Below are 25,079 nucleotides of genomic sequence, written 5' to 3'. Positions count from 1 at the left end.
TCATCTGCTGTCAAACAGTCTGTGTGGAGATGGACTTGCGGTAGACTGACGGCTGAACGCAAGAGGAGAGCGATGGCGACAACGACCAGAACGACAGACCGTGGGACGGCCTACTTTCCGCAACTCGCCGCCGAGCGGCTGGACATCGCGCTGTGCCGGGCCTCGGCCGCCGTGGCCCGTGCCGCCGACGCTCATGCCGCCGGGGAAGGGCTCGGAGTCGGGCAGCACCTCGTGCTCCAGATGCTCGACGCCGTCGGCCCCTGCTCTCAGCAGACGCTCAGCGAGGAACTCCGGATCGACCGCAGCGTTATGGTCGGCATCTGTGACGACCTGGAGCAGGTGGGTCACGTCCGCAGGGAACGCAACCTCCGCGACCGGCGCTCCTACGCCGTCACCATTACCGACTCAGGCCGCCGGCGGCTCGCCGAGGCTCAAGCCTTGATCCCGGCCTTCCTCGAGGACACCTTCCAGGTCCTCACCCCCGACGAGCGCGGCCAGTTGAGCGTGATCCTCGCCAAACTCCTGCAGGTCGGTGCCAGCAGCCCCCGCTGACCCCCCATGTCGGTGGCCCATGCGCAGGATGTGGCGCCCGCAGTAAACAGGCCGCCCACAACGCCACCGCCAAGCTCTTCCTGAGCTGGATCACGTCCCAGGCCGCCCAGAAGTCCGCCGTCGCCACCTGGTCCTGGTCGGTGCGCAAGGACGTCGCACCCCCGACCGGACTCAAGCCCCTGGCCGACTACACCAACACCGACCCCGACGCCTTCTCCCGCTTCATGTCCGATCGCGCCGTCGTGGAACGCTTCCGCAGCCAGGTCATCGAGCCCGCCTCCCGACACCTCGCCGCCGCACGTAAGGGAGACCGGGAGGTCGAGCTCGTCGCCGTCATCGGCGAGGAGACCCACCTGGCGAGCCAGGACCTTGCCCGAGAGAGCGTGGCCCGGCTCACGAGCATTTTCTGTTATCCGCGCCCACCTGTTTCGTCACCTCTCACGAGAGCCTCCACACGGGAGGCGGCGGCAGTAAGGCAGCAATGAGCGACAAGGGTTTCGGAAAAACCCCAGCCCGCCACGTGGCCCTCGCCGCGCTCGTGACGGCGGCCGCCGTCTACGGCGCGCAAGGGCCGGCGGCCGGGGCAGCCGTGCGCACCGGCACCTCGGCGGCGCTGCACGGCGGCACCGGCATGGCAGCCGATCCGGCCAAGGATCCGGGAGTCGATCCGGTCTTCTCCTCTGACGGAGAGCTGAACAGGAAGGAGACCTACACCTACCGGCCCTCCGAGCCGGGCGACCACGCCTTGCCACCGGACACGTTCACCCTGCGCTACGACGTCTCCCAAGCCGCACAGCGTCCCCTGAAGGCGCAGCTCGTCAAGGCACGGGCGGAGCTCGCGCGCAGCACCGGCATCGCGCTCTACCTCACCGGCGGGACCGCGCTGAACGACGCCGACCTGACGGCGGTGCAGACCGTGGGCAACGCCGAGAGCGCGGGCGGGCTCGGGCTGACCAAGCTGAACCGGCTGCACATCTACAACCTGCGATCCCTCGAGGGCGGGACCGAATGCACCCCCGACTCCGGCCTGGCCTGCGCCGGGCAGATCGCGCGCGGCGGACGCTCGCCGTACCTGTGGCACAACGGCTGGTGGGGGTCGTGGGTCAGGCACCTGGTGCTGGACGATCTGCAGGACATCAAACCCGGCTCCTTCAGCAACCACAACTTCGCCTCGGTCAGCTTCAAGGCGGCCCGCACCGTCGGCGCGATGGCGTTCGGGCACGGGCCGTACGCCAAGCTCAGCGTGCTCTACCTGCCGAGCGTCACGGAGATCGGCGCGAACGCGTTCCGCCGCAACCAGTACCTGACGAAGGTCAACCTCCCGCGGGTGCGGACCATTGACGACTTCGCGTTCGACGACGCTTCCCGCCTGCGCTACTTCAACGCCCCTGAGCTGGAGTCGATCGGCAGGAACGGGTTGAACGACAGCCACGTGCTGGAAGCGGTCAACCTTCCCAAGCTCCGCTACATGGGCATCAACTGCTTCGATCTCAACGGTGACGCCGCCACCGGGACAGGGATCAAGGTGCTGCGGCTGCCGAGCGTGCAGACGCTGGACAAGAACGCCATCGTCCGCCTCGCCTCGCTCAAGGAGCTGTACGCGCCCGCGCTGACCACCGCCTGGCATGACTCGATCTCCGACAACGCGAGCCTCACCTCGGTCTACGCGCCGAGCCTGAGCAAGCTCGGTCCGCGCGTCTTCGCGCGTGATCCCCAGCTGCGGGCGCTGTACCTCGGCCAGAAGCCACCGGTCCAGGACCCGGCCGCGTTCGCCGGAACCGACCCGGCCAAGCTGATCATCTACTACACCGGCGGCACCTCCGCCTGGGCGAGCTTCGTGCCCGCCGGAAATCCCACGATCAAGCTGGTCAAGCGGATCGCGGACGCGGCGCCCTCCGCCACCCCTGTGCCGTCCCCCACCACCACGCCCAGTCGAACAACCGCGGCGTCGCCATCACCGACGTACGCGCCGTCGGAGGCCGCCGGGCTGCCCACGGGCGTGACGCGGTCCTTCCGGTCGGTCGGCACTCCTGACGCGTTCATCCAGGAGCTGCGCGGCCAAGCCCGGCTTGTCACCATCCGCGACACCGACCCGGCCGCATCCCGGCAGGGCGCCGGCTTGCGCATTGTGCCGGGCCTTGCCGATCCCAAGGGATACTCCTTCATCGGCCCCGACGGCCGTTACCTGCGGCACAAGCACTTCCGGCTGCGTTTCGACCGCAGCGACGGCAGTTCCCTGTTCAAGAAGGACACGACCTTTTACGCCCGCCCGGGCTCGATCACCGGATCGGTGACGCTGGAGTCGCTGAACTACCCGGGCCGGGTCATCCTCCACCGCGACCGTCAGCTATGGCTCGCTGCCCGGCAAGGGACCGCCGCCTTCCGGACCGCAAGCTCCTTCCAGCCGGTCCTGCCTCTCGGATGACCCACGGCTCCGGCCGTCACCCACGGCACGATCCGCAGCGCGGCCCTGGCCTTCGCCGCCGCGGCTGCCCTGACCTGGCGCCCGAGCGGTCCGGCCGCTTCGGCAACTGATCGCTGAAGATGGGCGTCGAAAATCAGGCTCGGCCCGCCGGTCACCCAAATCGGTCTCTCACTCAGTAGTACATCGTGAGGATTCCAACGGGCGGAGGTTGAGGATGGCGGATGGTTTCGCCAACTACGTCGGACAGCGGCACGAGCGGTTGTGCCGCACCGCGTACCTGCTGACCCGGGACTGGACGCCTCCTGGTGGCGGCGGCGCTGGCGGGACGAGGTCCCGACCGAGGTGATGCCGGAAGGTCCCACCGGGCGGGACTTCGTGACGGCGGTCAACGCGCGGGACGCCCTGTGGGAGGCCATCGGCGCCTTGCCGAGACGGCAGTGCGCGGCCCTCGTCCTGCGGTACTTCGACGACATGACGCCGGAGCAGGTGGCCAGGGTGCTCGGCTGCTCGGTGGGAACGGTCAAGAAGCAGCTCAGCCGGGCGCTGGCGCGCTTGCGCGTGGATCCCTCACTTCGTGATCTGGATATGGAGGTCGTGTGATGGCTCAGTACACCGAGGACGATCTGCGTACCGCCTTCAATGAACGCAGCCGCCGGGAACACGGACTCCCCCCGGACGTCACAGAGATCACACGGCTGGGCGGCCGGGCACGCCGCCGCAGGCGGACGGCCACGGCCGCCGCGCTGGCTGCCGGCGCGCTCACCGTAGGTGTCGCCATCCTGCCCGTCCTGTACGGGAACGCGCCCGGCCCAACGTCGTCGGCGCAGGTGACGAGCGGGCTCGAACTGCCGCAGACCCTGGAAGGGCTCCACAGGCGGCAGGTGTCGCTGATCCAGGAGGAGACACATCAGTCACTGGCGAAGGGCGAGCTGGTCACTTTCAAACCGACCAGTGTCAACACCGGTTTCTCTATCCGCTGCGCGGACCCGCAGGCGTGGGTGCTGGTGCGATCGGTGCACGATCCCGGCCAGTGGACCGATTTCGGGCGGTGCGGCGAGCGGAAGGGGAACAGTCTCGACAGCCAGAACGATGCGCAGTCCGTCCCGCCCGGGTGGCTGGAGCGGCCGCAGAGCATGGAGATCTGGGTCTTCCCCGCCGACGCGCCGATCGGCTCCAGCGCCGGCTGCGACATCGAGGCCAGGAAGAAGGGTGCCTGCAACGCGCCGTTCGACCATGAGACGCTGATACTCGCGCCGGAGCTGCTGGCGAACCAGCTCGGCCCCCGGGAAGGCGCCCCCTGGTGGATCGGCGTCTACGACACTCCCCGATGATCGTCGCTAGCGCGGTGGGGCGTCAGCCGGCGCCATCGGCGACGATGACAGAGCTTCGCCGACACATCGGCCGTTCCAGCCCGCGGTCGTGAGGCCTTCACGACGCGAGCCAAGTGCCAAAGGAATGCTCGCCGCCATTGCGCCACCAACCCGTCATCCAACGACTCTACGATCTTGAGCGTGACACCTTCAGTTTCGCGTCCCCCAGAAGCGGTACTTACAGCATTCGGCATCCGCGCTGATCCAGTGGTATTACCAGGCGGCAAGGGCGGCACCTGGCGAGCTGATCAGGTGGTCCTCAAGCCCGTGGAGTTCTTGGCGGAGACGCTCTGGCGAGCGGAGGTGCTTGCCGCCCTGCCCGACTCGGCCGAATTCAGAATTGCCCGCCCCGTTCGGACCTTGGACGGGGCATGGGTGATCGACGGTTGGGAGGCGTCTCGGCTCATCGAGGGCGTCCCGGATGTCGGGCGTCAGGATGACGTGCTGCGCGCTGGCATCGCCTTTCACACAGCCATCGCGAGCCTGCCCCATCCTGAATTCTTGGACCTCCGCGACGATCCATGGTCCATCGGTGACCGTGTCGCATGGGAGGAACTGCCCATCCAGGCATGCCCGCTGGCCCTGAACCTGCTGGAGCCGCTGGTGCGCGCTCGCCGCCCGGTCAATCTCGCCTCGCAAGCGGTTCATGGGGATCTACCCGGCAACGTGCTGTTCGCGGACGGCCAGCCACCAGCGATCATCGATTGGCCCGTTTACTGGCGCCCCGCATCATGGGCGGCAGCGGTTGCGGTGGTCGATGCATTGTGCTGGTATGGCGCTTCACCCGAGTTGGCCGCCCGTTGGTCGCATCTGCCGGCCTGGGGCCAGATGCTGATCCGTGCTCTGATTTACCGGATTGCCACCCACGAAACGGCATTCGGCTCCTCCGGATGGACACCGGACCAGGTTGCGGCATACCTGCCCACCATCAATCTCGCTGTTGTCTATGCCGACCACGGTGTCGACCCCGCGCATCCCCGCAGTCCATGACCGATACCCGACACGCCCGCACAGCGACCGCGCATCGTCGATATCCGCGACAACCTCGTCGCCCAGATCGACCGACGCCACTCCATGATCGACGACAAGTTCAGAGAATCAGGAAGAAGATCCTGCTTCGGGACTGACGCCGGCAGATAGAGTCGCCGAGCACAGGCCGCCGGATTTTCGCGAGACGCTTGCGTGGTGGTCGAACGGCGGCGACCAAGAGCCCTTCTTCGAGCACCCCGCGGACCCTCCCGGCCCCTTGATACCCACGCCGACCGCCTGGCGATTCGCGGACTTCATCGACGACGCCAACGCGCCTACCGAGGCGACGGAAGCCATGCGGGACGCGAGCATGACGCTCATGCCCGAGGCAGAGGGCGCCGGTCTGTTGTCGCGACTGCCCGCAAGGCGAACCCGGCGGCAGCCCTGTGCACCACACAGCGAAGCGAGGTCCTCAGCCGGATCACCGCCTGGATGACCGCCATGGGCGACGCCCCCGACTTCGATGCGACGGAGCTCATTGACGCGCCGCTGCGGGTTCTTCAGTTCGCCGCGGAGACCGGATCCGGCGCCACCGCATTCAGCCGCTGGTACTGACAGCGGATCCCGTGACCGGCTCCCGAACGCGCGAAGCGTGTCATCACCCATCCCACGTGGGTGCGTAACGAACCCCCGACCGCTCGGCTGGGAAACGATCTTCGCCAGGGCATCATCGTCGGTGCTCAACTACTCCCCGAAGTGATGTCGAGAAGGCTCTGGCCGCTCCGACCTTCCTACCGAGGGAACCGCCGGTTCGCACGGCGGCGCCTCATGGACGACACCCGATTCGAAGGAGCAGACATGTCACGGAACATCGAGACCGTCAACACCTACCTGGACGGTTTCCGTAAGAACGATCACGAGCAGATCCTGTCCTGCCTGACCGACGACATCGAGTGGACCGTCTTCGGCGCCTTCCACCTGACCGGCAAAGACGCCTACGACAGGGCCATCGACGGCCCGCCCGAACTCATCGACCCTCCCCACCTGGAGGTCGTGCGCATGGTCGAGCAGGGCGATGTCGTCATGGCGGAACTCACCGGGACGGTGAAGCGAGTCGCGGGCGGTGAGATGCGTATGTCCATGGCGGAGGTGTTCGTCATGCGCGACGGCAAGATCGCCGAGCGTCGTGCCTGGGTCATCGAGCTGAAGGAGAACGACTATCGCTGACGGGAGGAGCTCGGTCACGGGCGGTCCGGCTCGAGGAAAGTCGTTGGCATTACCTCAGCCGGCTACGCGGCGGACGAAAGCGCCCGCTCGTTCCAGCGCGTCTGCGGCCTCCGGCAGGAACGACCAGAAGTAGTGGAAAACGTGGGCGGACACCGGATAGAGCTCGAGCCGCGCGTCGACGCCGTACGACCGGGCCCTTTCGGTGAGCCGGTGGGCGTCGCCGGCCAGCGGGTCGCCGGTGCCTGCCTGCAGGAGCATCGGCGGCAGGCCGGACAGGTCCGCGGTGAGCGGGCTGACCCGCGGGTCGCAGGGATCGTGACCGGCCAGGTACGCGGCCGCGAACCGGTGGAGCTGCCAGGGATCGATGGCCGGCTGTGGCTCCTGCTCATCGGGCGCTCGCACGTCGCCCGTCAGGTCCACCCACGGGCAAAGCAGCAGGACCCGGCCGGGCTGTGGCAGCTGCTGCTCCTTGAGGGTCATCAGCAGGGAGAGGACCAGCCCGGCGCCGGCGGAGTCACCTCCAACGGTGATCCCGGCCGCGGGAGTCCCGGTGTCCAGCATCCACGTGTACGCGCGTAACGCGTCGTCGACGGCCGCCGGGAACGGATGTTCCGGCGCCAGCCGGTAGTCAGGCACCAGTATGCCGGCACCGGTCGCGAGCGAGAGCGCCCCGCCCAGCGGGCGGAACCCGAAGGCAGACCCGGCCACGTACGCGCCGCCGTGCAGATGCAGCAGGGTCGGCGGGCGGTCCGCCACCTCGGCCACCGCCAGGGCGGGCACCCCGCCGGCGTTGACCGGCCGTACGCCGACCCCTTCCGGCAGCGTGAGTCCGGCGTGGAAGTCCTCCACCGCGGCGCGGAACTGCTGGATCCCGGCGCCGGCGCGGATCAGGTCGTCGAGCGGCCGCCAGGACTTGGCGGCCCGTTCGGCCAGCTCACCGCCCACCGATCGGGTCGTCGAGATCGCGTCGTCGAGATCGCTCAGCAGGCGCCGCGCCCGGTCCAGCAAGGCGTCGCCGGCCAGCGTGAGCTCCACCCGGTGCGTCGAGCGGCGCAGCAGGTCGCTGCCGACCAGCCGCTCGAGCATGCGGATCTGCCTGCTCAGCGCCGGCTGGGACAGGTAGAGGCGGGCGGCGGCCCGGCCGAAATTGAGCTCGTCGGCGACCGCCACGAAGGCCCGCAGGTGCCGCAGCTCGATCGCGTCCGGCGCGGCCGGCATCGGCAGCACCCGCTCGGGCGGCTGGTGTTCCTCGTCCCGTTTCTGCCCGTCGACGGCCATGTCGGCATTATCCACCCGCCGCGGCCGCCGCCGGTGATGCTTGGTCGGCAAGACTGCCATGCACCATCGGTCTTTCCCCCGAGGACCGTGCCGATGCGAGCCTCTACCCATGCCCGATCATCCAGCTGTACGGCTGGTCGCCGACACCCGGCTGCGGGGTGTCGCCGGGCCGCTGCCGGTACGCACGTACTGGCCGGCGGCGACCCGGACCGCGCCGATGCTGGTGTTCCTGCCGGCCGACGGCATCGAACGCGCGGATGCGCTCTGCCGCGCCGTGTGCTCGAGTGCCGGGGTGGTGGTCTTGTGCGTGTCGTACCGGAAACCGCTCTGGCCGGACGGGCGGTGCGACGCGATCCTGGCCACCGAGTGGGCCGCCGACCACGCCCGCGAACTTGACGCCGACCCCGATCGCCTGCTGCTGGCCGGCGAAGGCGTCGGCGCCGAACTGGCTGCGGCCGTCGCCTCGCACGCACGCGAGCGGGGATGGCCGCCGATGGTCCACCTTGCGATCGGCCCAAGTCAGCTGATCAACAGCGAAGGGAAAGGAAAGACATGAGCAAGGTCATCAGCGCCCACGCCGTCTCGGTCGACGGCTACATCACCGGCCGCAATCCCGGCTCCGGACGCGGCCTCGGCGAGGCGAACATGCTGTTCGACTGGTACTTCAACGGCGACACACCCAGCCAGACGTTCGACGGATTCAAACTCAGCGAGCCCAGCGCCCGCCTCTTCGACACTCTCGCCGGACGCGTAGGCGCGATCGTGGCCGGCCGCAACACCTACGACGACTCCGACCACTTCGGAGGCGGCAGCCCGCACCCGACAGCCCCGCTGATCCTTCTCAGCCACCGACCGGCCCCAGAAATCACCGAACGGCAGACGCTGGTCACCACCGGCATCGAGGATGCGGTCGCAGCTGCCCGCCAGGCCGCCGACGGCAAGGACGTCGGCCTCATGGGCGGCGGCGTGCTGGCCTCCGCGCTGGAAGCGGGCCTCGTCGATGAGGTGATCCTCCACCAGGTGCCCGTCCTGCTCGGCGGCGGCCGCCCCTTCTTCCAGACGCTCCCGAAACACGTGCACCTGCGCCTGGTGAAGTCCATCCTGGCCCCCGGCGTGACCCACCTCCACTACGAGGTGGCCCGATGATCCTCATCACCGGCGGGCTGGGCATGATCGGCGCCCACACCGCCCGCGCGCTCGCCGACCTCGGACACCAGGTCGTCGTCACCACGCACCGCCGGACCCAGGTCCCGTCGTTCCTCGTCGGCCGGGTCACCGTGGAACCCCTCGACGTCACCGACCGGAACGCCTTCCTCGCCCTCGCCGGCCGCCACGACATCAGCGGCATCGTCCACCTCGCCGGCACCATCCCCGACCAGGACCCGGTCGGCTTCTTCCGTACAGACACGACCGGCCTGCTCAACGCGCTGGACGCCGCCCGCACCTGGGGCGTCCGCAGGTTCGCCGTCGCCGGCAGCCTCGGCGTGTACATCGGCCGGACCGAGACCCGCTGGCACGAGGAACTCGCGCTGCCCACCGCGGACCTGCCGCACCTGATCGTCGCCTTCAAGAAGGCCGTCGAGCCACTGACCACGCACAGCCTCCAGGGCACCGGGGTCCAGCCGGTCGTCTTGCGGATCGGGAGCATCTGGGGGCCGCTGATGGACCCGGAATCACCGTTCAACCCCATCCCGCCGTACATCAACGCCGTGCTCCGCGGTGAGCAGCCGCAGCCGCTGTACGCCGACGACGGCGGCGACAGCTGCTACGCACCCGACGCCGGGCGCGCGATCGCCCTGCTGATGACCACGCCGACCCTGCGGCACACCACCTACAACGTCTCCAGCGGCCGGCCCTTCACCAACCGCGGGCTCGCCGACGCCCTGCAGGCGATCACCCCCGGCTCGCGGCTCGACCTCCTGGCCGGACGGCAGAGCGGCCCCGGCGCCAACCCCTACCTCGACATCACCCGGCTCACCGACGACACCGGCTTCACCCCGGCCTTCGACATCGCCAAGGCGGTCGCCGACTACGTCGCCTGGCGCGCCGACAACCCCCGCTGACAACCCCGCTGAAGGAGCATCCCCATGCTTGACCCCGACGTGCGCCGCGTCCTCGACGGCACCTCGATCGCGCACTTGGCCACCGTCTTGCCGGACGGCTCGCCGCACACCACTCCCGTCTACGTCGGCACCCATGGCGAGCGAATCGTCTTCTTCACCGGCCCGGGTGTGCGCAAAGCCCGCAACCTGCGCCGCGACCCCCGGCTGGCCCTGTCCATCGCGCCCGTCGACAACCCGTTCGAGCCGGTTGTCGTCCGTGGAAAGGCCGTCGAATGGCTCGAGGGCGACGCGGCGTGGGAGATCATCGACCGGCTGGCCACGAAGTACACCGGTGCGCCCTACCCCCGAGGGCAAGAGCGCGTCGTGGTCGTGATCGAGCCCGAGCGGCAAACCGTCGGCGTTGGCTGAGCAGCCCCAGTCCATCCCGAGGAGAGTGCGCCCGTCGCCGAGTCTGACGGGATCCCGTCCGATCGATTGATCGGACGGGATCCCGTCGTGAGCGCCGACTCGCTCAGTACCCGCTGCGGCGTGGGGCGGCGGTCGGGCGGCGGGAGGGATTGGTCCGGCCCGTGAGCTTGAGGTCGCGCGCCGGGTGTTCGTGCCGGTGCGGCGATCGGGCCTGGCGGTTGGTCTTGGCCTGGTCGTTCAAGGCTGAGAGTTTGAAATGCATGCTTCCTCCTGCGGTTCTAAGCCCTGGTGAGCCAGGTGACCTGGGCGCCGTTGTCGAAGGACTCGCGCCGGGTGGGGGTGAACAGGGTGGGGCGGAACTGTCCGGAGAACATGGGGATGCCCGTGCCCGCCACCACGGGGTAGCTCTTGAGGATGATCTCGTCGATCTCCGGGAGCAGGGAGGCGGCGAGCTTGCCGCCGCCACAGAGGTAGATGTCCATGCCGGTGTCCTCGGCCTTCAGCCGCCGGATGAGCTCGATCGGGTCACCTGTCTCCACCTGCACCGTGGGGTCGTCGATCGTCAGCGTGCTGGAGACGACGTACTGGCGCAGATGGGAGTACGGGCTGGTGGTGGGGACGTCCAGGGCCGGCTCATAGGTGCCGCGGCCCATCACCAGGGTGTCGAAGACCTTGTTGGGCACGCCGTCGAGGCCGACAAGCTTGCGGATGTGAGTGGGGAGCGTCTCGGGGTAGCGGGCGTTGATCCAGGCGGCCATCTGGTCCGACAGAGGGTAGAAGTCGATCTCGGCGTTGGGGCCCGCTATGTAGCCGTCGAGTGAGACGCCGACGTAGTAGACAAGCTTCCGCATACTGATCAACTCCTGATGTAGTACTCTGTTTGGAGTGGTTTGAACGTAGTACTACAACTGGAGTGGTGTCAAGTGCGGAGAAATCCCGAGCGGCGGCAGGCACTGATCGACGCGGCCATCGAGGTGCTGGCCAGGGAGGGGGCGCGGGGGCTGACCTTCCGGGCCGTCGATGCGGAGGCGGCTGTGCCCCCGGGCACGGCCTCCAACTACTTCGGCAACCGCGACGACCTGTTCACCCAGGTCGGCGGACGCATCTATGAGCGGTTGCTGCCCGACGAGGCCACGATCGCCCGCAGCCGGGAGGGCGTGCAGGACCAAACCCGCTATTCCGAGCTCATGCATGAACTGGTGGATCGGGTCTCCGCCTTCAACTCCGGCTACCTGGCCCTGCTCGAGCTCCGGCTTGAGTCCACTCGGCGCCCCGAGCTGCGCGCCGTGCTGACCAAGCGGATCCGCGAGGACATCGACGCCAACATCGGCCACCACGCCGCCTCGGGTCTGCCCGGCGATTCGACCTCGGTGGTGCTCCTCTACCTCGCTCTGAACTGGCTCATCGTGGAGCGGCTGACGCTGCCCGACATCTTCACTGAGCAGGAGATCCACGAGCTGGTGGACGCCGCCGTGCAAAGATCGCTGAATGCCTGACGTGCCGCTGGTGGAGCTCCCCGTTCTCGTCGCTGGTGCGCCGGCTCGAACCCCACCAGCAGTGCCTGGCCTCAGACGCTATCCGCTGAATTCCCGGCCGAAGTCATACGTTCGCCAGCGTTCGGGACGGACCCGCACGGTGACCATCGTCCGCACGTAGTCACCGATGCTGTCGAAGAACCGCTCGCCCGCATCCGGGCCGAGATAGCGAACGGACCACCTGCGATATTCGTCAGCATCGGTCGGCTCATAACCCACAACGGTCCCCTCGATGGAGACGTACTTGTACGGCATGGCCTCCTGCTGGACCGTGAATCCGATCTGACCCGCCTCGCGGATGAGCGCCATCTTGACGCTGTCGGCGCTCGTGGCGAAGGTGAGCTCGCCGCCGGGCTCGTAGCCGTACCAGATGGGCACCGCCATGGGCGGCCGCCCGCCGGAACCGGCCACGCTCAGCACCCCGATGTGGGTGTCCGCGAGGAAGCTCTCCCGCTCAGCCGTGCTCATTTTCGTCGACATGATCCGTTCCTCGATCCGTTGGTTGGCCTCACCGGTGATGGCTGGGAAAGCGGCAGGTCAGGCACCACGTGGCTCAGAGCCTCACCAGCATCTTGCCGACGTTGCCGCCGCGCATCATGTCCATAAAGGCAGAGGGCGCCCGCTCGATGCCCTCGGCCACGGTCACCTCGGTGTACAGGGAGCCGTCGGCCAGCCAACCGGCCGCCTTCGCGATCCATTCCGGGAACAGGTGGAAGTAGGAATTGATCAGCATGCCGCGCAGAGTGGCGTCCCTGGCGGCCAGGATGAACAGGTTGCTCGGGCCGGGCACCGGCTCGGTGGCGTTGTAGGAGCTGATCGCGCCCACCATCGCGATCCTGCCGCCGTGACGCAGTGCGTCGATGGCCGCCACCAGGTGGTCGCCGCCGACGTGGTCGACGTAGACGTCGATGCCGTCGGGGGCGGCCTCGGCCAGTTGCTCGGCGACCGAACCGGCGCGGTAGTCGATCGCGGCGTCGTAGCCGAAGTCCTGCACGAGCTTCTTGGCCTTCAGCGTCCCGCCTGCGGAACCGATCACGCGGGAGGCGCCGAGCTTGCGGGCGAGTTGCCCGGCGATGCTGCCCACCGCCCCGGCCGCCGCCGAGACGAGGACCACGTCGCCCTCCCGCACGGGGGCCACCTGGGTCAGGGCCGCGTAGGCGGTCAGCCCGGTGGTCCCCAGCGCGCCGAGCCACGCCTCGGCGGGGGCCAGGGCGAGGTCGGCGACGGTGACGGCCGCGGCGTCCACCGCGGCGTACTCGCGCCAGCCCAGGAAGTGCACGACGGTCGCGCCCACTGGGATGTCAGCCGAGCGTGAGGCCACGACCTCGCCGATCGCCGAGCCGTCCAGAGGTTCGCCGAGCTGGAACGGCGGCAGGTAGGAATCGGCGTCGTGCATCCGCTCGCGCATGTAGGGATCGACCGACATCCAGGTGTTGCGGACCAGGACCTGGCCTTCGGCCAGTTCGGGCAGCGCGGTGGTGACCAGCTCGAAGTTCTCGGTGCCGGGCTCGCCGAAGGGGCGGGCGGCCAGGTGGATCTCACGGTTCACGGTCATGGGGGTGCTCCTCACTCGTGGTGCCTCTGTTTCGGGCCCCACTCTGGACGGGGGCGCGCACGATCGGCTGGGGGTTCGCTGCGGGTACCGTGACCGGGTGCGATTCGGTGTGCTTGGCCCCCTATGCGTATGGACAGACGACGGGCGGCATGTGCGGGTCCCCGAGGCGAAGGTCCGGGCACTGCTCGCCGACCTACTGGCCCACGAGGGACGCCCGGTGTCGGCGGACCGCTTGGCCGAGGACCTGTGGGGGGACAACCCACCGGGCAACCCCGTCAACACGCTGCAGACCAAGGTGTCCCAGCTGCGCCGCGCCCTGGAGCAGGCGGAGCCGGGAGGTCGCGGGCTGGTGGCCTTCCAGGCGCGGGGCTACGTCCTGCGCGCCGCCGACGTGGACGCCGCCCATTTCGTCGCGCTGCTCGACCGCGCCCGCGCCGCCACCGATCTGCGGGCGAAGGCGGAGCTGCTGGCGGATGCGCTGGCCCTGTGGCGCGGTCCCGCCTACGCCGACTTCGGCGACGAGGAATTCGCCCGTACCGCCGCCACCCGTCTGGAGGAGCAGCGCCTGACTGCTCTGGAGGAGTGGGCCGAGGTACGGCTGGAGCTGGGCGAGCACAGCCTGGTGACCGACGAGCTGGGCGAGCTGGTGGCCGCGCACCCGCTGCGTGAACGCCTGCGCGCCGCCCACCTGCGCGCGCTCTACCGGTCGGGACGTCAGGCAGAGGCGCTGGCCGGGTACGACGACCTGCGGCACCGGCTGGCCGACGAGCTGGGCCTCGACCCCGGACCCGAACTGGCCGCGCTCCACCAGGCGATCCTGCGCCAGGATCCCTCGCTCGCGCCCCCGCGCCCGCGCACGAACCTTCCCGCTCCCCTGACCGGACTGATCGGCCGCGAGCTGCCCGTGGCCGAGGTCGGTGCCCTGCTCGGCTCGGCGCGTCTGGTCACGCTGACCGGTCCGGGCGGTGTCGGCAAGACCAGACTCGCCCTGGCGGTCGCCGACCTCGCCATCGACGCCTTTCCCGACGGGGTGTGGCTGGTCGAGCTGGCGGGCACCTCGGGCGAGACAGCGACCGTGGCCGAGGTGGTGGCCGCCGAGCTGGACGTCCGCGACGACACGGCGACCGGTTCGCGTCCCGGCGTGCGCCCGGCAGGCCTGGAGCATCGGCTCGCCGACGCCTTGCGCGGCCGGCGGCTGCTGCTCGTGCTGGACAACTGCGAGCACGTGGTCGAACCGGTCGCCGAGCTGGTGGACCTGCTCCTGCGGGCCGCCCCCGATCTGCGCGTGCTGACCACGAGCCAGGAGCCGCTGGCGCTCCCCGGGGAGACGCTGTACGCCGTACCGCCGCTCGAGCTTCCGGCGCCCGGAGCGGATCCGGCGCGGGCCGCCTCGGTGCAGCTGTTCGTGGCCCGTGCTGCGGCCGCCGCGCCCGGGTTCGTACTGGACGAGGTGAGCGCGCCCTCAGTGACGGCGATCTGCAGGAGGCTGGACGGCCTGCCGCTGGCGCTGGAACTGGCCGCCGCCCGGGTACGCGCGCTGGGCGTGCGCGGCGTTGCCGACCGGCTGGACGACCGCTTCCACCTGCTCACCGTCTCGGGCCGGGGACGGCCTGCCCGCCAGCAGACCCTGCGCGCAGTGATCGACTGGAGCTGGGAGCAGCTCACCAAGCAGCAGCGGCTGATCCTGCTGCGGCTTGCCGTTCACCCGGGAGGCTGCACGCTGGAGGCAGCCGAGGCGGTGTGCGCCGGCCCCGGACTGGACCCTGGCCTAGACGTCGCAGACCTGCTGGACCAACTGGTGGCCAGGTCGATGGTCGAGTCCTCCGACGGGAACCGCTACCGGCTGCTGGAGTCGATCTCCGCCTACTGTCTCGAACGGCTCGCCGACGGCGACCCCGTCTTCCAGCGCCGCGACCTCTACTACACCGAGCTGGCCGAACAGGCGAGGCCCCACCTCTATGGTCCCGCCCAGCGCCCATGGCTGGACCGCCTGGACACCGAGGCGGCCAACCTGCGGGCCACCCTCGAGCACACCACCGACCACGTGCTGGCACTGCGCCTGGTCGACGCCCTGGCGTGGTACTGGTATCTGCGCGGCAGACACCGCGAGGGCCGCGCCTCCATCGCCACGGCCATGGCGCTGCCCGGCGCGGAGTGCTCCAGGACGGCGGCGTGGGAGGCCGGGTTCGCGATGCTGACCGGCGACGGCACCGACCTGCTGCTGCGCAGCCGTGCCGCGGCGCAGGCGCTGGACGCCCGCGACGCACGATCACGCTGGTTCCTGGCCTTCGCGCATCTGAGCTTCGGGGACGCCGCCACCGCCGAGGGCCTGCTGACGGAGGCGCTGGCCGGATTCCGCGCCGTCGGCGACCGCTGGGGCGAGGCGGCGGCGCTGGCGGGCCGCGCCAAGCAGGCGATGTTCCAGGGTGACCACGCCCTCGCCGAGCTGTCCGGCACCCAGAGCCTGGCGATCTTCGCTGAGCTGGGCGATGGCTGGGGACGGCTGCAGGCATCCGACATGCTCGGCTACCTTGCCGAGATCACCGGCGACTATGAACGGGCCGCCCTCCTGCACCGCGAGGGCCTGCGCATCGCCGAGGACCTGAGGTTGTGGACCGACGCGTCCTATCGGCTGTCCGGCCTCGGCCGGCTCGCCCTACTGACCGGGGACATGGACGGATCCCGGGAGCTGCACGAGCGGGGGATGCGCCTGGCGGCCGAGCAGTCCAACAGCTTCGCCGAGGAGTTCGCCCGGGTGGGCCTCGGCCTCGTGGCCCGCCGCGCCGGCGACCTCGACACCGCGGAGCGGCTCTTCCAGCAGTCGCTGGCCTGGAATCGCCGCCTGGAAGCCGACTACGGCGTGCCCTTCTACGGGATGACGCTGCTGCTGGCCGAGCTCGGTTTCATCGCCGAACAGCGCGGCGACCTTGCCACGGCCAGGTCGCTGCACCTGGAGGGGCTCGCCACGGCCCGAGAGGTCGGCGATCCCCGGGGCATCGCCCTGGCCCGGGAGGGGCTGGCCGGGGTCGCGGCGGCCGAGGGTGCCTACGAGGAGGCCGCGGCCTTGCTGGGTGAGGCCACCGCGCTCAGGGAGTCGGTCGGCGCACCCCTGCCGCCCGCGGAACGCGGAGACGTCGACCGGATCGCCGCCGCCGTCCGCGCGGCTCTGGGCGGGGAGGCGTCCGTGCGCTGACCCCCAGCCGATCGTGCGCGCGTTCCGTCAGGGTCGTGCCCGTCACCCCACTGATGGAGGAGTAACGCGATGCGAGCCCTGACCTTCAAGCCGGACCTCTCCTTGGATGTCGTGCCCGACCCGGTGCCCACGCCCTCCCAGGCGCTGGTCCAGGTCGCGGCGTTCTCGCTCAACTTCGGCGAGATCGCCTACACAAACGCGAACGTCCGGCCCGGGTACGTGCCGGGCTGGGATGCCGCCGGGGTGGTCGTCCAGGCCGTCGCCGACGGTTCGGGCCCTGCCGCCGGCACCCGCGTGGTCACTTTCGGCTGGTCGGGGGCCTGGGCGGAGCTGCGTGCCGTGGACACCGCCGAGCTGGCCGTCGTTCCCGCCGCCGTCGACCTGGGGCCGGCCAGCGCCCTGCCGGTCGCCGGAGTCACGGCGCTGCAGGCGGTCCGCCGGCTCGGGCCGGTGGCGGGCCGCCGCGTCCTGGTCACCGGGGCGTCCGGCGGCGTCGGCCGCTTCGCCGTACAGCTCGCCGCCCGTGCTGGAGCGCATGTCGTCGCCTCCGCCGGCAGCCCCGCCCGCGCGCAGGGCCTGCGTGAACTGGGCGCCGCGGAGATCGTCATCGGTCCGGAGAACCTGAAAGGCCGCGTGTACGGCGTGCTGGACAACGTGGGCGGGCGGCAGCTCGCGCAGGCGTTCTATCGGCTGGAGGACGACGGCGTGGTGATGGCCATCGGACGGGCGGCCCGCGAGGCCACGGTCATCGACTTCGAGCTCGCTGGCACGCGATCGGCGCGGGGGCGGATCGAGAACTTCAACGTGACCACGCCGTTCGGCCCCGACCTTGCTCACCTGGTCGGGCTGCTGGCGGCCGGCGAGCTGGACGTGCAGGTCGGCTGGCGCGGGCCGTGGGACAAGGCGATGGAGGCCGCCGATGCCCTGATAGCCCGCCGCGTCGCCGGAAAAGCGGTCCTCGACGTATGACCACCGAGCCGTGCTGCGTACTGTGCTGTCGCCGGGCACGAACCGGTGGCTCCACCGCTAACTCGATTGCGACGTACCGCCGGCTCAGGGAGCATGGTCGGTCGACGTGACGAAAGGCGATCATGACACGAGCGTTCCTGCAGCCGGACGATGTGCGCGACCTTGTGGCGGAACAGCTCGGCGCTGATCGGCGAGTGACTGGGCTGGACCGACTGACCGGCGGCAGCAAGAAGGGCGTCTACCGTCTCGGTCTGGACGACGAGACGACCGTGATCCTCTACGTATGGGCGGCCGGGGAGAACTACTGGCCGCCGTCGCCGGCCGTCCCTGATGACCCGTTCACCGACGCATCTGGAGCAGAACTGTTCGCCATCAACCACGCGGCCCTCGCCGCCGCGGGTGTGCGAACCCCACGGCTGCTGATGCTCGACCGCGACAGCCGCTACCTCAATGCCGACGTCGCACTGGTCGAGGACGTCGGTGCGGTGAAGCTCGAGGCGTTGATGGAAGACGACCCGGCCGCGGCTGCCATGCCGCTGTCCACGCTCGGTGACGCCTTGCGCCGCATGCACACCACGCTCGGCCCGAAGTATGGCAAGCTCGCCGCTATCAACCGCGGCGAGGCGCCCCAGACCCGACGCACCGAGGACATCATCGTGGACCGGGCGCTCGGCCACCTCGACGCCGTGGCGGCCCGCGACGCCCGGGTGGAGGAGGCGCATGACCGGATCGCCGGACATGTGCGTCACCTTCGTGGCGCGGTCACGGCACGCGAGACGTATGGGCTGGTACACGGCGAACTCGGACCAGATCACGTACTCATCACGCCCGCAGGCGAACCCGTCATGATTGATTTCGAGGGCCTGACCTACTTTGACGTCGAGTGGGAGCACGCCTGGCTGCAGATGCGCTTCGGCGAGGCGTATCCAGTGCTGCGTCCGGTCGATCTCGACCCCCACAGGTTGGAGCTCTACCGGTACGCGCAGGTGCTGTCGCTGATCGAGGGCCCGCTACGGATCGCGGACACCGACTTCCCCGATCGGCAATGGATGCTGAAACTAGCCGAGTGGAACATCACCAAGGCGCTGGCCGCCGTCAACAGGTGACGGCGGCGGTGGTCTGGGGCCGGCCGACCTCTGCTTCCACCGCAGCCCGATGGTGATCGGCAATGGGTGCAGAACTGGAGCCTCGCGGGCCTACCGGACGTCGTCACGGGACGGTTGCGTCCGAAACGTGCCAGTGCCCGCTGCTTCACCACTGCTTGGCTGTGTTCGCAGTCCACTCGCACCTGCCTGAACGGGAACGATGTCTACCACCACGCTCGCCCGGCCCCGCTCGCCCTTCATCAGCTGGCTCGCGGTCTCCTCGCTCATGCTGGGCATCTTCTCCATCGTCACCAGCGAAATCCTGCCCATCGGCCTGCTGACCGCCATCGGCGCCGACTTCGGCATCTCCGACGGCGCCACAGGGCTGACCATGACACTGCCCGGCGTCGTCGCGGCGGTCGCCGCACCCACCGTCACACTGACCACCGCGCGCCTGGACCGCCGCGTGATGCTGTGCGTCCTCATGGCGGTGCTTGCCGTCGCCGACGTGCTGGCCGCAGTGGCGACCTCCTACTGGGTCATGCTGATCTCCAGAGTGCTCGTCGGCCTCACCATCGGCGGCTTCTGGTCCATCGGGTCAGGGCTGGCCGCCCGCCTGATGCCGCCGCACGCCGTCGGCACCGCCACCGCTGTGATCTTCTCTGCCGTGCCGCTGGGCTCCGTGCTCGGCGTACCGGCCGGCACCTTCATCGGCAACCTCGCCGGCTGGCGAACCGCCTTCCTGGTCCTCGCCGCGCTGGCCATCCTGGTCCTGGCCGCCCTGCTGACGCTGCTGCCGCCACTGCCCGCCCAGCAGGTCACCAGTCCTCGCGTCCTGCTCGACCTGCTGCGTACCCGGGGGGCCAAAACCGCCCTGCTGGCCACCTTCCTCATCGTCTTGGCCCATTTCGGCACCTATACCTACGTCTCGCCCTTCCTCCAGGACGTCACCGGCCTGCATCCGGCAGCCGTCGGCGCCGTCCTGCTGGCGTACGGCATCGCCGGAATCGCCGGCAACTTCCTGGCCGGCAAGGCCACCGCCACACGCGTGCGAGCCGCTTTCGCAACCTGCGGCTGCCTGATCGCGGCCACCACTCTCCTGCTGCCCTCGATCGGCGGCACAACCGCCGGCGCCGTGGTGTTGCTCGTGGTCTGGGGCCTGGCCTACGGAGGCGTGCCCGTCTGTTCGCAGGCATGGTTCATCACCGCCGCCCCTCACACGCCCGAAGCCGCCACGGTCGTCTTCACCTCCTCCTTCCAGGCGACCTTCGCGCTCGGCGCGTTCCTCGGCGGACGCGTCGTCGACGCCTTCTCGGTCTCCACCGTGATGATCTGCGGCGGGCTGACCGCTCTCCTCATGGCGGTATCCCTATGGTCACTGCCCCAATCCCGCTGAGCCGGCGCCTCGCATTCCCGCAGCCGACAGGAGCCCCTCCTTCATCCCAGCTCAATCACACCCGTGAACACTCCACCCAGCTCAAAAGCCGTTTCCGTGATCACAAAGGATTGGGTCGCCGAGGCCGGCGGCCGGGATGGTCCGGGGGTGTCGTCTGCGAGTGAGTGCCCGCGGACAGGAACGGGCTCCTGATCAAAGCGGTGTTGTCAAAGCAGGAGGGCTTGCTCGAAACTGTACCGGCCGACCGGTACAGTTTCCGGTATGTCACGACCAAGCTCGAAGGACCGTCTCCTTGACGCCGCCGCTGACGTGCTGCTGTCGCAGGGAGGTGAGTCGCTCACCCTCGAAGCCGTCGCCAAGCGGGCCGGGGTCTCCAAAGGCGGACTGTTCTATCACTTCCCCACAAAACATGCCCTGGTCGGCGCCATGGTCGACCGGCTGACCAAGGCCTTCGAGGATGCGCTCGCTCAGGCGGGCACCCACCCGGGCGACTTCTTGCGCGCCTATGTCGAGGCCACCATCCCCGAGCGGCACACCACCGCCACGGTGCCTGCCGACCGCGTCACCGCTGCGCTGCTTGCCGTGATGCTCGTCGACCCGGCGGAGCTCGAGCCGTTGCGTGAGCGGTTCGCCGCCTGGCAGGCCAGACTCGCCGACGACGGCATCGACCCCGCAGCGGCGACAGCCGTACGGCTGGCCGTGGACGGATGGTGGGCGGCCAGGCTGCTTGGGCTCGGCCCTCCTGGACCTGACCTGCATGACGGGACTCGCCGCTACCTGATGGAGGCTATCGACCGTGCTACGCGCGACTAAGGGCCTGATGCTCGTCACGGATGTCGGCTTCGTGGTCTATTTCGCCGTCACCGGTCTCGGGCTGATCCCGCTGGAATGGGCGTTCGCTGACTACGCCAACCCGCTGATGGTCGACTGGAACTGGTCGTTCCTCTGGATCGACCTGCTGGCCAGCGTCACCGGGCTGACCAGCCTGTGGCTCCTGCGCCGCGGCAGGGTGAGCGGTCCGTCACTGATGCTGGTCTCGCTCGTGCTGACCATGGCCTCAGGGCTCATGGCGATCGCGTTCTGGACGTTGCGGGGAGACTTCTCACTCGCCTGGTGGATACCGAACCTCTACCTCATGCTCTTTCCCGTTCCCGGGATCATCTGTCTGACGAGCCAGCCCGCTGGGAGTCGCGCATGATCTCTCAGGGCGTCGCGACGGTACGGTGTGCCGACGGGAGGCATCTGCGAACTCGTGCTGTCGGTGGACATTCGTGCTGACGTTACTGACGACGAGCTTGCCAAGCTGCGGTGGCATGTGGGACAAGGGGCACGACCTGAGCGACTAGCGGCCGTCAGATGATGGCGATCCATTCGCGCGGGCCCTGCCCTTTGGGCGGTGGGAGTCGTGCGTCGGGCGCGCATCGGCGCCGTAACGTAGTCCGTCGATGAGGAGCGCGACCATGCGCTGGCTGTACGCGACTCCCTCGTCCTCCACGGGTAGGCACAGATGGGAGACGGCGTACAGGAGCTCCTTGGGGCTGATGTCGGCGCGGATCTCGTCGGCGGCGGCTGCTGCTTGGAGCAGTGATCCGAGGGCGGGTCCGAGGCGTTGCATGAAGTAGCCGGGTAGGGCGTCGAATGCCGGGTCGCCGGAGTGCAGAGCTGTGGCGAGTCCGCGTTTGGCCGCGAGGAACTCGGTGTAGCGGTGGAGCCACTTGGCGAGTGCCACCACCGGCTCGTGCGCTGCGGCCAGCGCCGGGGCGGCGTCGGCGCAGGCATCCACTTCGCGCTGGAACACCGCTTTGACCAGGTCCGAGCGCTGTGGGAAGTGCCGGTACAGCGTTCCGACGCCGACGCCGGCCAGATCGGCGATCTCTTTTGCGGGGGCGTCCACGCCTGAGGTGCCGAAGACGGCCTTGGCTGCGTCAAGCAAGGAGTCGATGTTGCGTTGCGCGTCGGCGCGCAGCCGGCGCGGCGCTCCTTCGCGCGCGCCCGGACCCGCTGGGGCGGTCGAGTCATCCCTGGTCGGGGTTGTGTTCTCGGTCACGTCGTTCCCTCGCTTGCCAACCGGAAAGTCCTTCCGTATAGTTCCGGAATAGCTTTCCGGTTCAGAGTACGGCATCGACGGCGTGCTCACCACACTTCGACCACCACTTGCCGCGCTACTGAGCATGCTCGACCCGTTGGGCAGGGCTGAATCGAAGTGAACCGCCTGAGGCGCTCGCGGGATCCGGTTCCCCAGCCGTGGCAAACGGTGCCGGCGGATGCCCATGGGACATCCGCCGGCACCGTAGTCACCCCGGTCGCGGTCGGCTTGCTGTAACTGCGGCCAGGCGCCTAGTGGCGCGGCACGTAGCCGAACATGAACACGTTCGGCGAGCCGCTCCCGGTCGTGTTGGCCCTGGCCCGCGCCGACGTCTGGATCCCCAGGGCGTCCAGCGCCTCGTTGGCGGCGGCGCTGGTGCCCGCCGCGCCGTAATAGATGGACATCTTGCCGATCAGCCCCTCTGCCGGATCGAACGTCATCGGCACGGTGAGATCGAACAGACTGCCCTGGTCGTACGGCCCGCCTTCGTTGATCTCGCCCTCGTTGACCAGCTTCGTCCGCCCGGCGGCGGGATCGGGTGAGGCGAAGCCGTCGTCGCTGACGTACTCCGTGCCCGGCGCAGCCGTGTCGGTGGTGAGGAATTCCTGGCGCGCCGTCGGCTCGACGTTCCAGTTCATCACCCGGCGGTAGGTGACGTGCGGCAGGTCGGCGGCCTCGCCCGCGGCCCGTACGGTCACCTTGACCTGGTAGAGCTCGGGCCGCGCCGACGGCACGAACTCATGCTCCACGATCAGGTCGCCCGACGGATGCTCGACCTTGAGCACGGACTTGGCCGTGGAGTCCGTCGCCTCGAAGCTGACCACCTCGATGTGCCCGGTGCCGCTGCCCGGCAGGCCGGAGATGCCCCGCCCGGCGTGGGCCCAGGTCGAATACCTGCCCGCGCCGACCGGCCACGTGACCTGCGTGCCCCAGCCTTCGCATGGGCACTGGCGCGCCGGGTCGGGGTGGGCCAGCGCCTCGGCCCCCGTGGGCACGTAGCGCAGCCCGAGCGAGGTCACGCCCTCGCCGGTGGACGGGCCGCAACCCTCCTCGATCAGCGTGCCGTACCTGCTGACGCCCAGCTGGACGGTGCCGTTGGTGATGCCGGCGCTGTCCAGCTTGCTCGCGCCGACCTCCCAGTGCACTTTCGCGGGCGGCTCGCGGTAGTCGACCTGCGCCGGGTTGTGGTGGGTGAACACGAGCGTGATCTGCCGTACGTGGCCGCCGCACGGGCCCATCCGCACGCTCTGCTCGAAGTCGGGCTGCGGGGCCACGCTGTCGTCCTCGTACGCGCGGGTGGGGAAGTCCTTCCAGCGCATCGTGGAGATCGTGACGGAGCCGACCTGCTGCTCCACCTTCGCCTTGAGAGCGACCATCCAGGATCGCCACGTCTTGTCGGAGGTGGCTTTGGGTGCGGTGATGTCCAGGTAGGCACTGCCGCCCGGAGCGAGCGTGACGTCACCGCTCACGGTCCCGCTCTCCTGCAGGTTCACCACCTGGCGGGCCGGGCGCGGGATCGCGGGGAAGGGATCGCCCTTGGTGGTGCGCGGGTCGGCGTCCAGGAGGTCGCACCACTTGGGGATGTCGGGGTCGGTCATGTGCCAGACGCCGCCCCACGGGTCGCCCTGGTGCCCGCCCCTCGCCTCGCCGCACAGCTGGTAGGCGGCCCGGGCGAATGCGATGGTCTCGTTGACGATGTGGCTGCCGAGCTGCTCCACCGTGTTGGCGAGCTGGATGCCGGGATCGGCCTCGTCGGAGGCGCCGATGTTCTCCCACGACTTACGGATCACGTCGGCGCCGAAGCGCTCCTCCAGGAACTCCGCGAAGATGAACGCGCCGTACTGCCGTCCCTGTGCGAAGCCGTCCCAATGGGTGATCCGCAGGTCGGGACGGCCGAGGAACTCCTCAATGTTCTTGGCGTAGTCGTAGCGCTCGGCATCGGGGAACCCCGGAGCGGGCTCGTCGCGTACTGACTGGTGGGTCGCCCACTCGGCCGTCGCCTCCATCCACGACTGGAGCGGCACGAAGTTGCCTACCTTGTTGATCACATCGGTCTTCATGTACGCGTACTGGTGCACGTGGAAGACCTCGTGCCGCGGCGTGGACCACTCGTCAGACTTGTTGCCCATCCAGATCGTGTTGCGCGCACCGAGCAACGACGTCGGTGGCGTGAACGCGTCGGTCTCCGCGCCCCTGCTCGAGCCGTACAGCACGACGATCGGATCGTCGTTGGGCCGCTTGTAGCCCAGGTTGGCGTAGTCGTAGAGCGCGACCTCCAGCTGGCCCGCGGCCCGCTGGATGTAGTTCGGGATGCCGTCGCCCTCGATGCCGTAGGTCCAATGCGGCACCGGCCCGTCGTCGGTGTCCACCGGCCGGTCGCCGTCGACGTTGTACCAGATCTCGAAGTGCGGGGTGCTGTGCTTGCACTTCCACCGTCCCACCCAGGCGAGGTTCAGATCCTCGTCACACTGCGGGAACCCGGGCACCACGAGCGCCGTCGTGGACGGCTCCGGCTCGGCCGGCGGGCTGTCGAAGGCGCCCTTCGTGATGCGGTTGACGATGCCGTTGCGCACCCCGTGCGGGAGCTTCTGCAGCACGTCGTTGACCACGAGCCCCAGGAACGCGTGCTCCTGCTCCGTGAGCGACTCGTCCCGGTACTTCTCCGGCGGGTTGTTTCCCTGGAAGCCGAGCTTGGCGTATCCGTGGTTGACGAACGCCTGCTCGTTCAACCTCCCGGAACGCACGTCCTCCAGCAGCGCCCGAAGACCGGGCGCGAGCTTGGAGTAGTCGTCGCGCGGCTGCTGATCGGCGGAAACCTCAGCGAGCGCCGGTGCCGACTGCTGATCCGCCTGCGCGGGGGCCGCTACCGCCCCCAGGGCGACGATCATCAAGGTGATCGTCGCCACACGTAACACGCCTGCTAACCCCATGTGATGCCTCCCCGTGGATGATTTGTCGGGCCGACAGT

The 25,079-nt window shown here is 69.3% G+C and carries 26 protein-coding genes; 19 read left to right on the top strand and 7 right to left on the bottom strand.

The genetic code is table 11. From position 1 onward, the window contains the following. Nucleotides 1–72 precede the first annotated feature (72 nt). From Q9G87_RS36690 to Q9G87_RS36655, 8 genes are all read left to right on the top strand, one after another. Nucleotides 73–552: a MarR family winged helix-turn-helix transcriptional regulator gene (locus tag Q9G87_RS36690; protein ID WP_305921163.1), complete on the top strand. Its 480-nt coding sequence runs from the start codon at nucleotides 73–75 to the stop codon at nucleotides 550–552. Between the two features lie 140 nt (nucleotides 553–692). After that, nucleotides 693–1,037, top strand: a complete 345-nt coding sequence (locus Q9G87_RS36685; protein ID WP_305921162.1) for a hypothetical protein — start codon at nucleotides 693–695, stop codon at nucleotides 1,035–1,037. Continuing rightward, the gene (locus Q9G87_RS36680) at nucleotides 1,034–2,977 is read left to right on the top strand and encodes an AbfB domain-containing protein (RefSeq protein WP_305921161.1); all 1,944 of its coding nucleotides are present in this window, start codon (nucleotides 1,034–1,036) and stop codon (nucleotides 2,975–2,977) included. The genes Q9G87_RS36685 and Q9G87_RS36680 overlap by 4 nt, the downstream gene beginning before the upstream one ends. Nucleotides 2,978–3,238: 261 nt before the next feature. Further along, entirely contained in the window at nucleotides 3,239–3,577 is a 339-nt protein-coding gene (locus tag Q9G87_RS36675; protein ID WP_305921160.1) for a sigma-70 family RNA polymerase sigma factor, read from the top strand. Continuing rightward, on the top strand, nucleotides 3,577–4,308 hold the full coding sequence (locus Q9G87_RS36670; protein WP_305921159.1) for a hypothetical protein: 732 nt from the start codon (nucleotides 3,577–3,579) through the stop codon (nucleotides 4,306–4,308). Before Q9G87_RS36675 ends, Q9G87_RS36670 begins: the two co-directional genes overlap by 1 nt. Nucleotides 4,309–4,488: 180 nt before the next feature. Further along, nucleotides 4,489–5,337 (top strand): TIGR02569 family protein, encoded by an 849-nt coding sequence (locus tag Q9G87_RS36665; protein ID WP_305921158.1) that lies wholly within the window; start codon nucleotides 4,489–4,491, stop codon nucleotides 5,335–5,337. A gap of 471 nt (nucleotides 5,338–5,808) precedes the next feature. Then, on the top strand, nucleotides 5,809–5,931 hold the full coding sequence (locus tag Q9G87_RS36660; protein WP_305921157.1) for a hypothetical protein: 123 nt from the start codon (nucleotides 5,809–5,811) through the stop codon (nucleotides 5,929–5,931). Between the two features lie 243 nt (nucleotides 5,932–6,174). Further along, nucleotides 6,175–6,543: a nuclear transport factor 2 family protein gene (locus Q9G87_RS36655; protein ID WP_246083276.1), complete on the top strand. Its 369-nt coding sequence runs from the start codon at nucleotides 6,175–6,177 to the stop codon at nucleotides 6,541–6,543. A gap of 54 nt (nucleotides 6,544–6,597) precedes the next feature. Here Q9G87_RS36655 and Q9G87_RS36650 read toward each other — a convergent pair whose 3' ends face one another. Further along, a complete protein-coding gene (locus tag Q9G87_RS36650) occupies nucleotides 6,598–7,821 on the bottom strand; it encodes an alpha/beta hydrolase fold domain-containing protein (RefSeq protein ID WP_305921156.1) in 1,224 nt (407 codons plus the stop codon). Between the two features lie 109 nt (nucleotides 7,822–7,930). Here Q9G87_RS36650 and Q9G87_RS36645 point away from each other — a divergent pair, with 109 nt between their 5' ends. From Q9G87_RS36645 to Q9G87_RS36630, 4 genes are read left to right on the top strand one after another with little or no spacing between them, the layout of a single operon-like run. Further along, entirely contained in the window at nucleotides 7,931–8,377 is a 447-nt protein-coding gene (locus Q9G87_RS36645; RefSeq protein WP_305921155.1) for an alpha/beta hydrolase, read from the top strand. Next, a complete protein-coding gene (locus Q9G87_RS36640; protein ID WP_305921154.1) occupies nucleotides 8,374–8,967 on the top strand; it encodes a dihydrofolate reductase family protein in 594 nt (197 codons plus the stop codon). The genes Q9G87_RS36645 and Q9G87_RS36640 overlap by 4 nt, the downstream gene beginning before the upstream one ends. Next, nucleotides 8,964–9,884, top strand: coding sequence for an NAD-dependent epimerase/dehydratase family protein (locus Q9G87_RS36635; RefSeq protein ID WP_305921153.1), 921 nt, complete (start codon nucleotides 8,964–8,966; stop codon nucleotides 9,882–9,884). The genes Q9G87_RS36640 and Q9G87_RS36635 overlap by 4 nt, the downstream gene beginning before the upstream one ends. 24 nt (nucleotides 9,885–9,908) lie before the next feature. Then, nucleotides 9,909–10,292, top strand: a complete 384-nt coding sequence (locus Q9G87_RS36630; protein WP_305921152.1) for a PPOX class F420-dependent oxidoreductase — start codon at nucleotides 9,909–9,911, stop codon at nucleotides 10,290–10,292. A 103-nt stretch (nucleotides 10,293–10,395) separates the two neighbouring features. On the opposite strand, the gene Q9G87_RS36625 is transcribed toward Q9G87_RS36630, so the two are convergent. Both Q9G87_RS36625 and Q9G87_RS36620 read right to left on the bottom strand, forming a co-directional pair. Next, nucleotides 10,396–10,554, bottom strand: a complete 159-nt coding sequence (locus Q9G87_RS36625) for a hypothetical protein (RefSeq protein ID WP_305921151.1) — start codon at nucleotides 10,552–10,554, stop codon at nucleotides 10,396–10,398. Nucleotides 10,555–10,570: 16 nt separating this feature from the next. Next, nucleotides 10,571–11,143: a dihydrofolate reductase family protein gene (locus tag Q9G87_RS36620; RefSeq protein WP_305921150.1), complete on the bottom strand. Its 573-nt coding sequence runs from the start codon at nucleotides 11,141–11,143 to the stop codon at nucleotides 10,571–10,573. A 72-nt stretch (nucleotides 11,144–11,215) separates the two neighbouring features. Between Q9G87_RS36620 and Q9G87_RS36615 the strand changes: the two genes are divergently transcribed. After that, nucleotides 11,216–11,788, top strand: a complete 573-nt coding sequence (locus Q9G87_RS36615; protein WP_305921149.1) for a TetR/AcrR family transcriptional regulator — start codon at nucleotides 11,216–11,218, stop codon at nucleotides 11,786–11,788. 78 nt (nucleotides 11,789–11,866) lie between these two features. Here the strand turns inward: Q9G87_RS36615 and Q9G87_RS36610 are convergent, their stop codons facing one another. Together Q9G87_RS36610 and Q9G87_RS36605 are read right to left on the bottom strand one after the other, a co-directional pair. Further along, on the bottom strand, nucleotides 11,867–12,307 hold the full coding sequence (locus tag Q9G87_RS36610; protein WP_305921148.1) for a pyridoxamine 5'-phosphate oxidase family protein: 441 nt from the start codon (nucleotides 12,305–12,307) through the stop codon (nucleotides 11,867–11,869). Nucleotides 12,308–12,380: 73 nt separating this feature from the next. Next, a complete protein-coding gene (locus Q9G87_RS36605; protein WP_305921147.1) occupies nucleotides 12,381–13,382 on the bottom strand; it encodes an NADP-dependent oxidoreductase in 1,002 nt (333 codons plus the stop codon). A 97-nt stretch (nucleotides 13,383–13,479) separates the two neighbouring features. Between Q9G87_RS36605 and Q9G87_RS36600 the strand changes: the two genes are divergently transcribed. From Q9G87_RS36600 to Q9G87_RS36575, 6 genes are all read left to right on the top strand, one after another. After that, entirely contained in the window at nucleotides 13,480–16,575 is a 3,096-nt protein-coding gene (locus Q9G87_RS36600) for a BTAD domain-containing putative transcriptional regulator (RefSeq protein ID WP_305921146.1), read from the top strand. Between the two features lie 69 nt (nucleotides 16,576–16,644). After that, nucleotides 16,645–17,544, top strand: a complete 900-nt coding sequence (locus Q9G87_RS36595; RefSeq protein ID WP_305921145.1) for a zinc-binding dehydrogenase — start codon at nucleotides 16,645–16,647, stop codon at nucleotides 17,542–17,544. Between the two features lie 122 nt (nucleotides 17,545–17,666). Next, on the top strand, nucleotides 17,667–18,650 hold the full coding sequence (locus tag Q9G87_RS36590) for a phosphotransferase family protein (protein ID WP_305921144.1): 984 nt from the start codon (nucleotides 17,667–17,669) through the stop codon (nucleotides 18,648–18,650). 199 nt (nucleotides 18,651–18,849) lie between these two features. After that, on the top strand, nucleotides 18,850–20,025 hold the full coding sequence (locus Q9G87_RS36585; protein WP_305921143.1) for an MFS transporter: 1,176 nt from the start codon (nucleotides 18,850–18,852) through the stop codon (nucleotides 20,023–20,025). Nucleotides 20,026–20,286: 261 nt separating this feature from the next. Further along, nucleotides 20,287–20,838 carry a TetR/AcrR family transcriptional regulator gene (locus tag Q9G87_RS36580; RefSeq protein ID WP_305921142.1) on the top strand — a complete coding sequence of 184 codons (552 nt, stop codon included), beginning with the start codon at nucleotides 20,287–20,289 and terminating at the stop codon, nucleotides 20,836–20,838. Next, nucleotides 20,822–21,223, top strand: coding sequence for a DUF5360 family protein (locus Q9G87_RS36575; RefSeq protein WP_305921141.1), 402 nt, complete (start codon nucleotides 20,822–20,824; stop codon nucleotides 21,221–21,223). The genes Q9G87_RS36580 and Q9G87_RS36575 overlap by 17 nt, the downstream gene beginning before the upstream one ends. Nucleotides 21,224–21,367: 144 nt before the next feature. Here the strand turns inward: Q9G87_RS36575 and Q9G87_RS36570 are convergent, their stop codons facing one another. After that, the gene (locus tag Q9G87_RS36570; RefSeq protein ID WP_305921140.1) at nucleotides 21,368–22,072 is read right to left on the bottom strand and encodes a TetR/AcrR family transcriptional regulator; all 705 of its coding nucleotides are present in this window, start codon (nucleotides 22,070–22,072) and stop codon (nucleotides 21,368–21,370) included. Nucleotides 22,073–22,362: 290 nt separating this feature from the next. Then, on the bottom strand, nucleotides 22,363–24,999 hold the full coding sequence (locus Q9G87_RS36565; protein ID WP_305921139.1) for a hypothetical protein: 2,637 nt from the start codon (nucleotides 24,997–24,999) through the stop codon (nucleotides 22,363–22,365). Nucleotides 25,000–25,079 lie beyond the last annotated feature (80 nt).

Origin of the sequence: Nonomuraea turcica (assembly GCF_030718205.1) — a bacterium.
Classification (GTDB): domain Bacteria; phylum Actinomycetota; class Actinomycetes; order Streptosporangiales; family Streptosporangiaceae; genus Nonomuraea.
Note: the sequence above shows the minus strand (reverse complement) of the source record. Positions and strands in the feature narration are given on the sequence as shown.

Coding starts and splice junctions, on each gene's coding strand:
- Q9G87_RS36690 (WP_305921163.1), top strand. CDS start 73: ATGGCGACAACGACCAGAACGACAGACCGTGGGACGGCCTACTTTCCG.
- Q9G87_RS36680 (WP_305921161.1), top strand. CDS start 1,034: ATGAGCGACAAGGGTTTCGGAAAAACCCCAGCCCGCCACGTGGCCCTC.
- Q9G87_RS36670 (WP_305921159.1), top strand. CDS start 3,577: ATGGCTCAGTACACCGAGGACGATCTGCGTACCGCCTTCAATGAACGC.
- Q9G87_RS36660 (WP_305921157.1), top strand. CDS start 5,809: ATGACCGCCATGGGCGACGCCCCCGACTTCGATGCGACGGAGCTCATT.
- Q9G87_RS36655 (WP_246083276.1), top strand. CDS start 6,175: ATGTCACGGAACATCGAGACCGTCAACACCTACCTGGACGGTTTCCGT.
- Q9G87_RS36650 (WP_305921156.1), bottom strand. CDS start 7,821: ATGGCCGTCGACGGGCAGAAACGGGACGAGGAACACCAGCCGCCCGAG.
- Q9G87_RS36645 (WP_305921155.1), top strand. CDS start 7,931: ATGCCCGATCATCCAGCTGTACGGCTGGTCGCCGACACCCGGCTGCGG.
- Q9G87_RS36640 (WP_305921154.1), top strand. CDS start 8,374: ATGAGCAAGGTCATCAGCGCCCACGCCGTCTCGGTCGACGGCTACATC.
- Q9G87_RS36635 (WP_305921153.1), top strand. CDS start 8,964: ATGATCCTCATCACCGGCGGGCTGGGCATGATCGGCGCCCACACCGCC.
- Q9G87_RS36630 (WP_305921152.1), top strand. CDS start 9,909: ATGCTTGACCCCGACGTGCGCCGCGTCCTCGACGGCACCTCGATCGCG.
- Q9G87_RS36625 (WP_305921151.1), bottom strand. CDS start 10,554: ATGCATTTCAAACTCTCAGCCTTGAACGACCAGGCCAAGACCAACCGC.
- Q9G87_RS36620 (WP_305921150.1), bottom strand. CDS start 11,143: ATGCGGAAGCTTGTCTACTACGTCGGCGTCTCACTCGACGGCTACATA.
- Q9G87_RS36610 (WP_305921148.1), bottom strand. CDS start 12,307: ATGTCGACGAAAATGAGCACGGCTGAGCGGGAGAGCTTCCTCGCGGAC.
- Q9G87_RS36605 (WP_305921147.1), bottom strand. CDS start 13,382: ATGACCGTGAACCGTGAGATCCACCTGGCCGCCCGCCCCTTCGGCGAG.
- Q9G87_RS36595 (WP_305921145.1), top strand. CDS start 16,645: ATGCGAGCCCTGACCTTCAAGCCGGACCTCTCCTTGGATGTCGTGCCC.
- Q9G87_RS36590 (WP_305921144.1), top strand. CDS start 17,667: ATGACACGAGCGTTCCTGCAGCCGGACGATGTGCGCGACCTTGTGGCG.
- Q9G87_RS36585 (WP_305921143.1), top strand. CDS start 18,850: ATGTCTACCACCACGCTCGCCCGGCCCCGCTCGCCCTTCATCAGCTGG.
- Q9G87_RS36580 (WP_305921142.1), top strand. CDS start 20,287: ATGTCACGACCAAGCTCGAAGGACCGTCTCCTTGACGCCGCCGCTGAC.
- Q9G87_RS36565 (WP_305921139.1), bottom strand. CDS start 24,999: ATGATCGTCGCCCTGGGGGCGGTAGCGGCCCCCGCGCAGGCGGATCAG.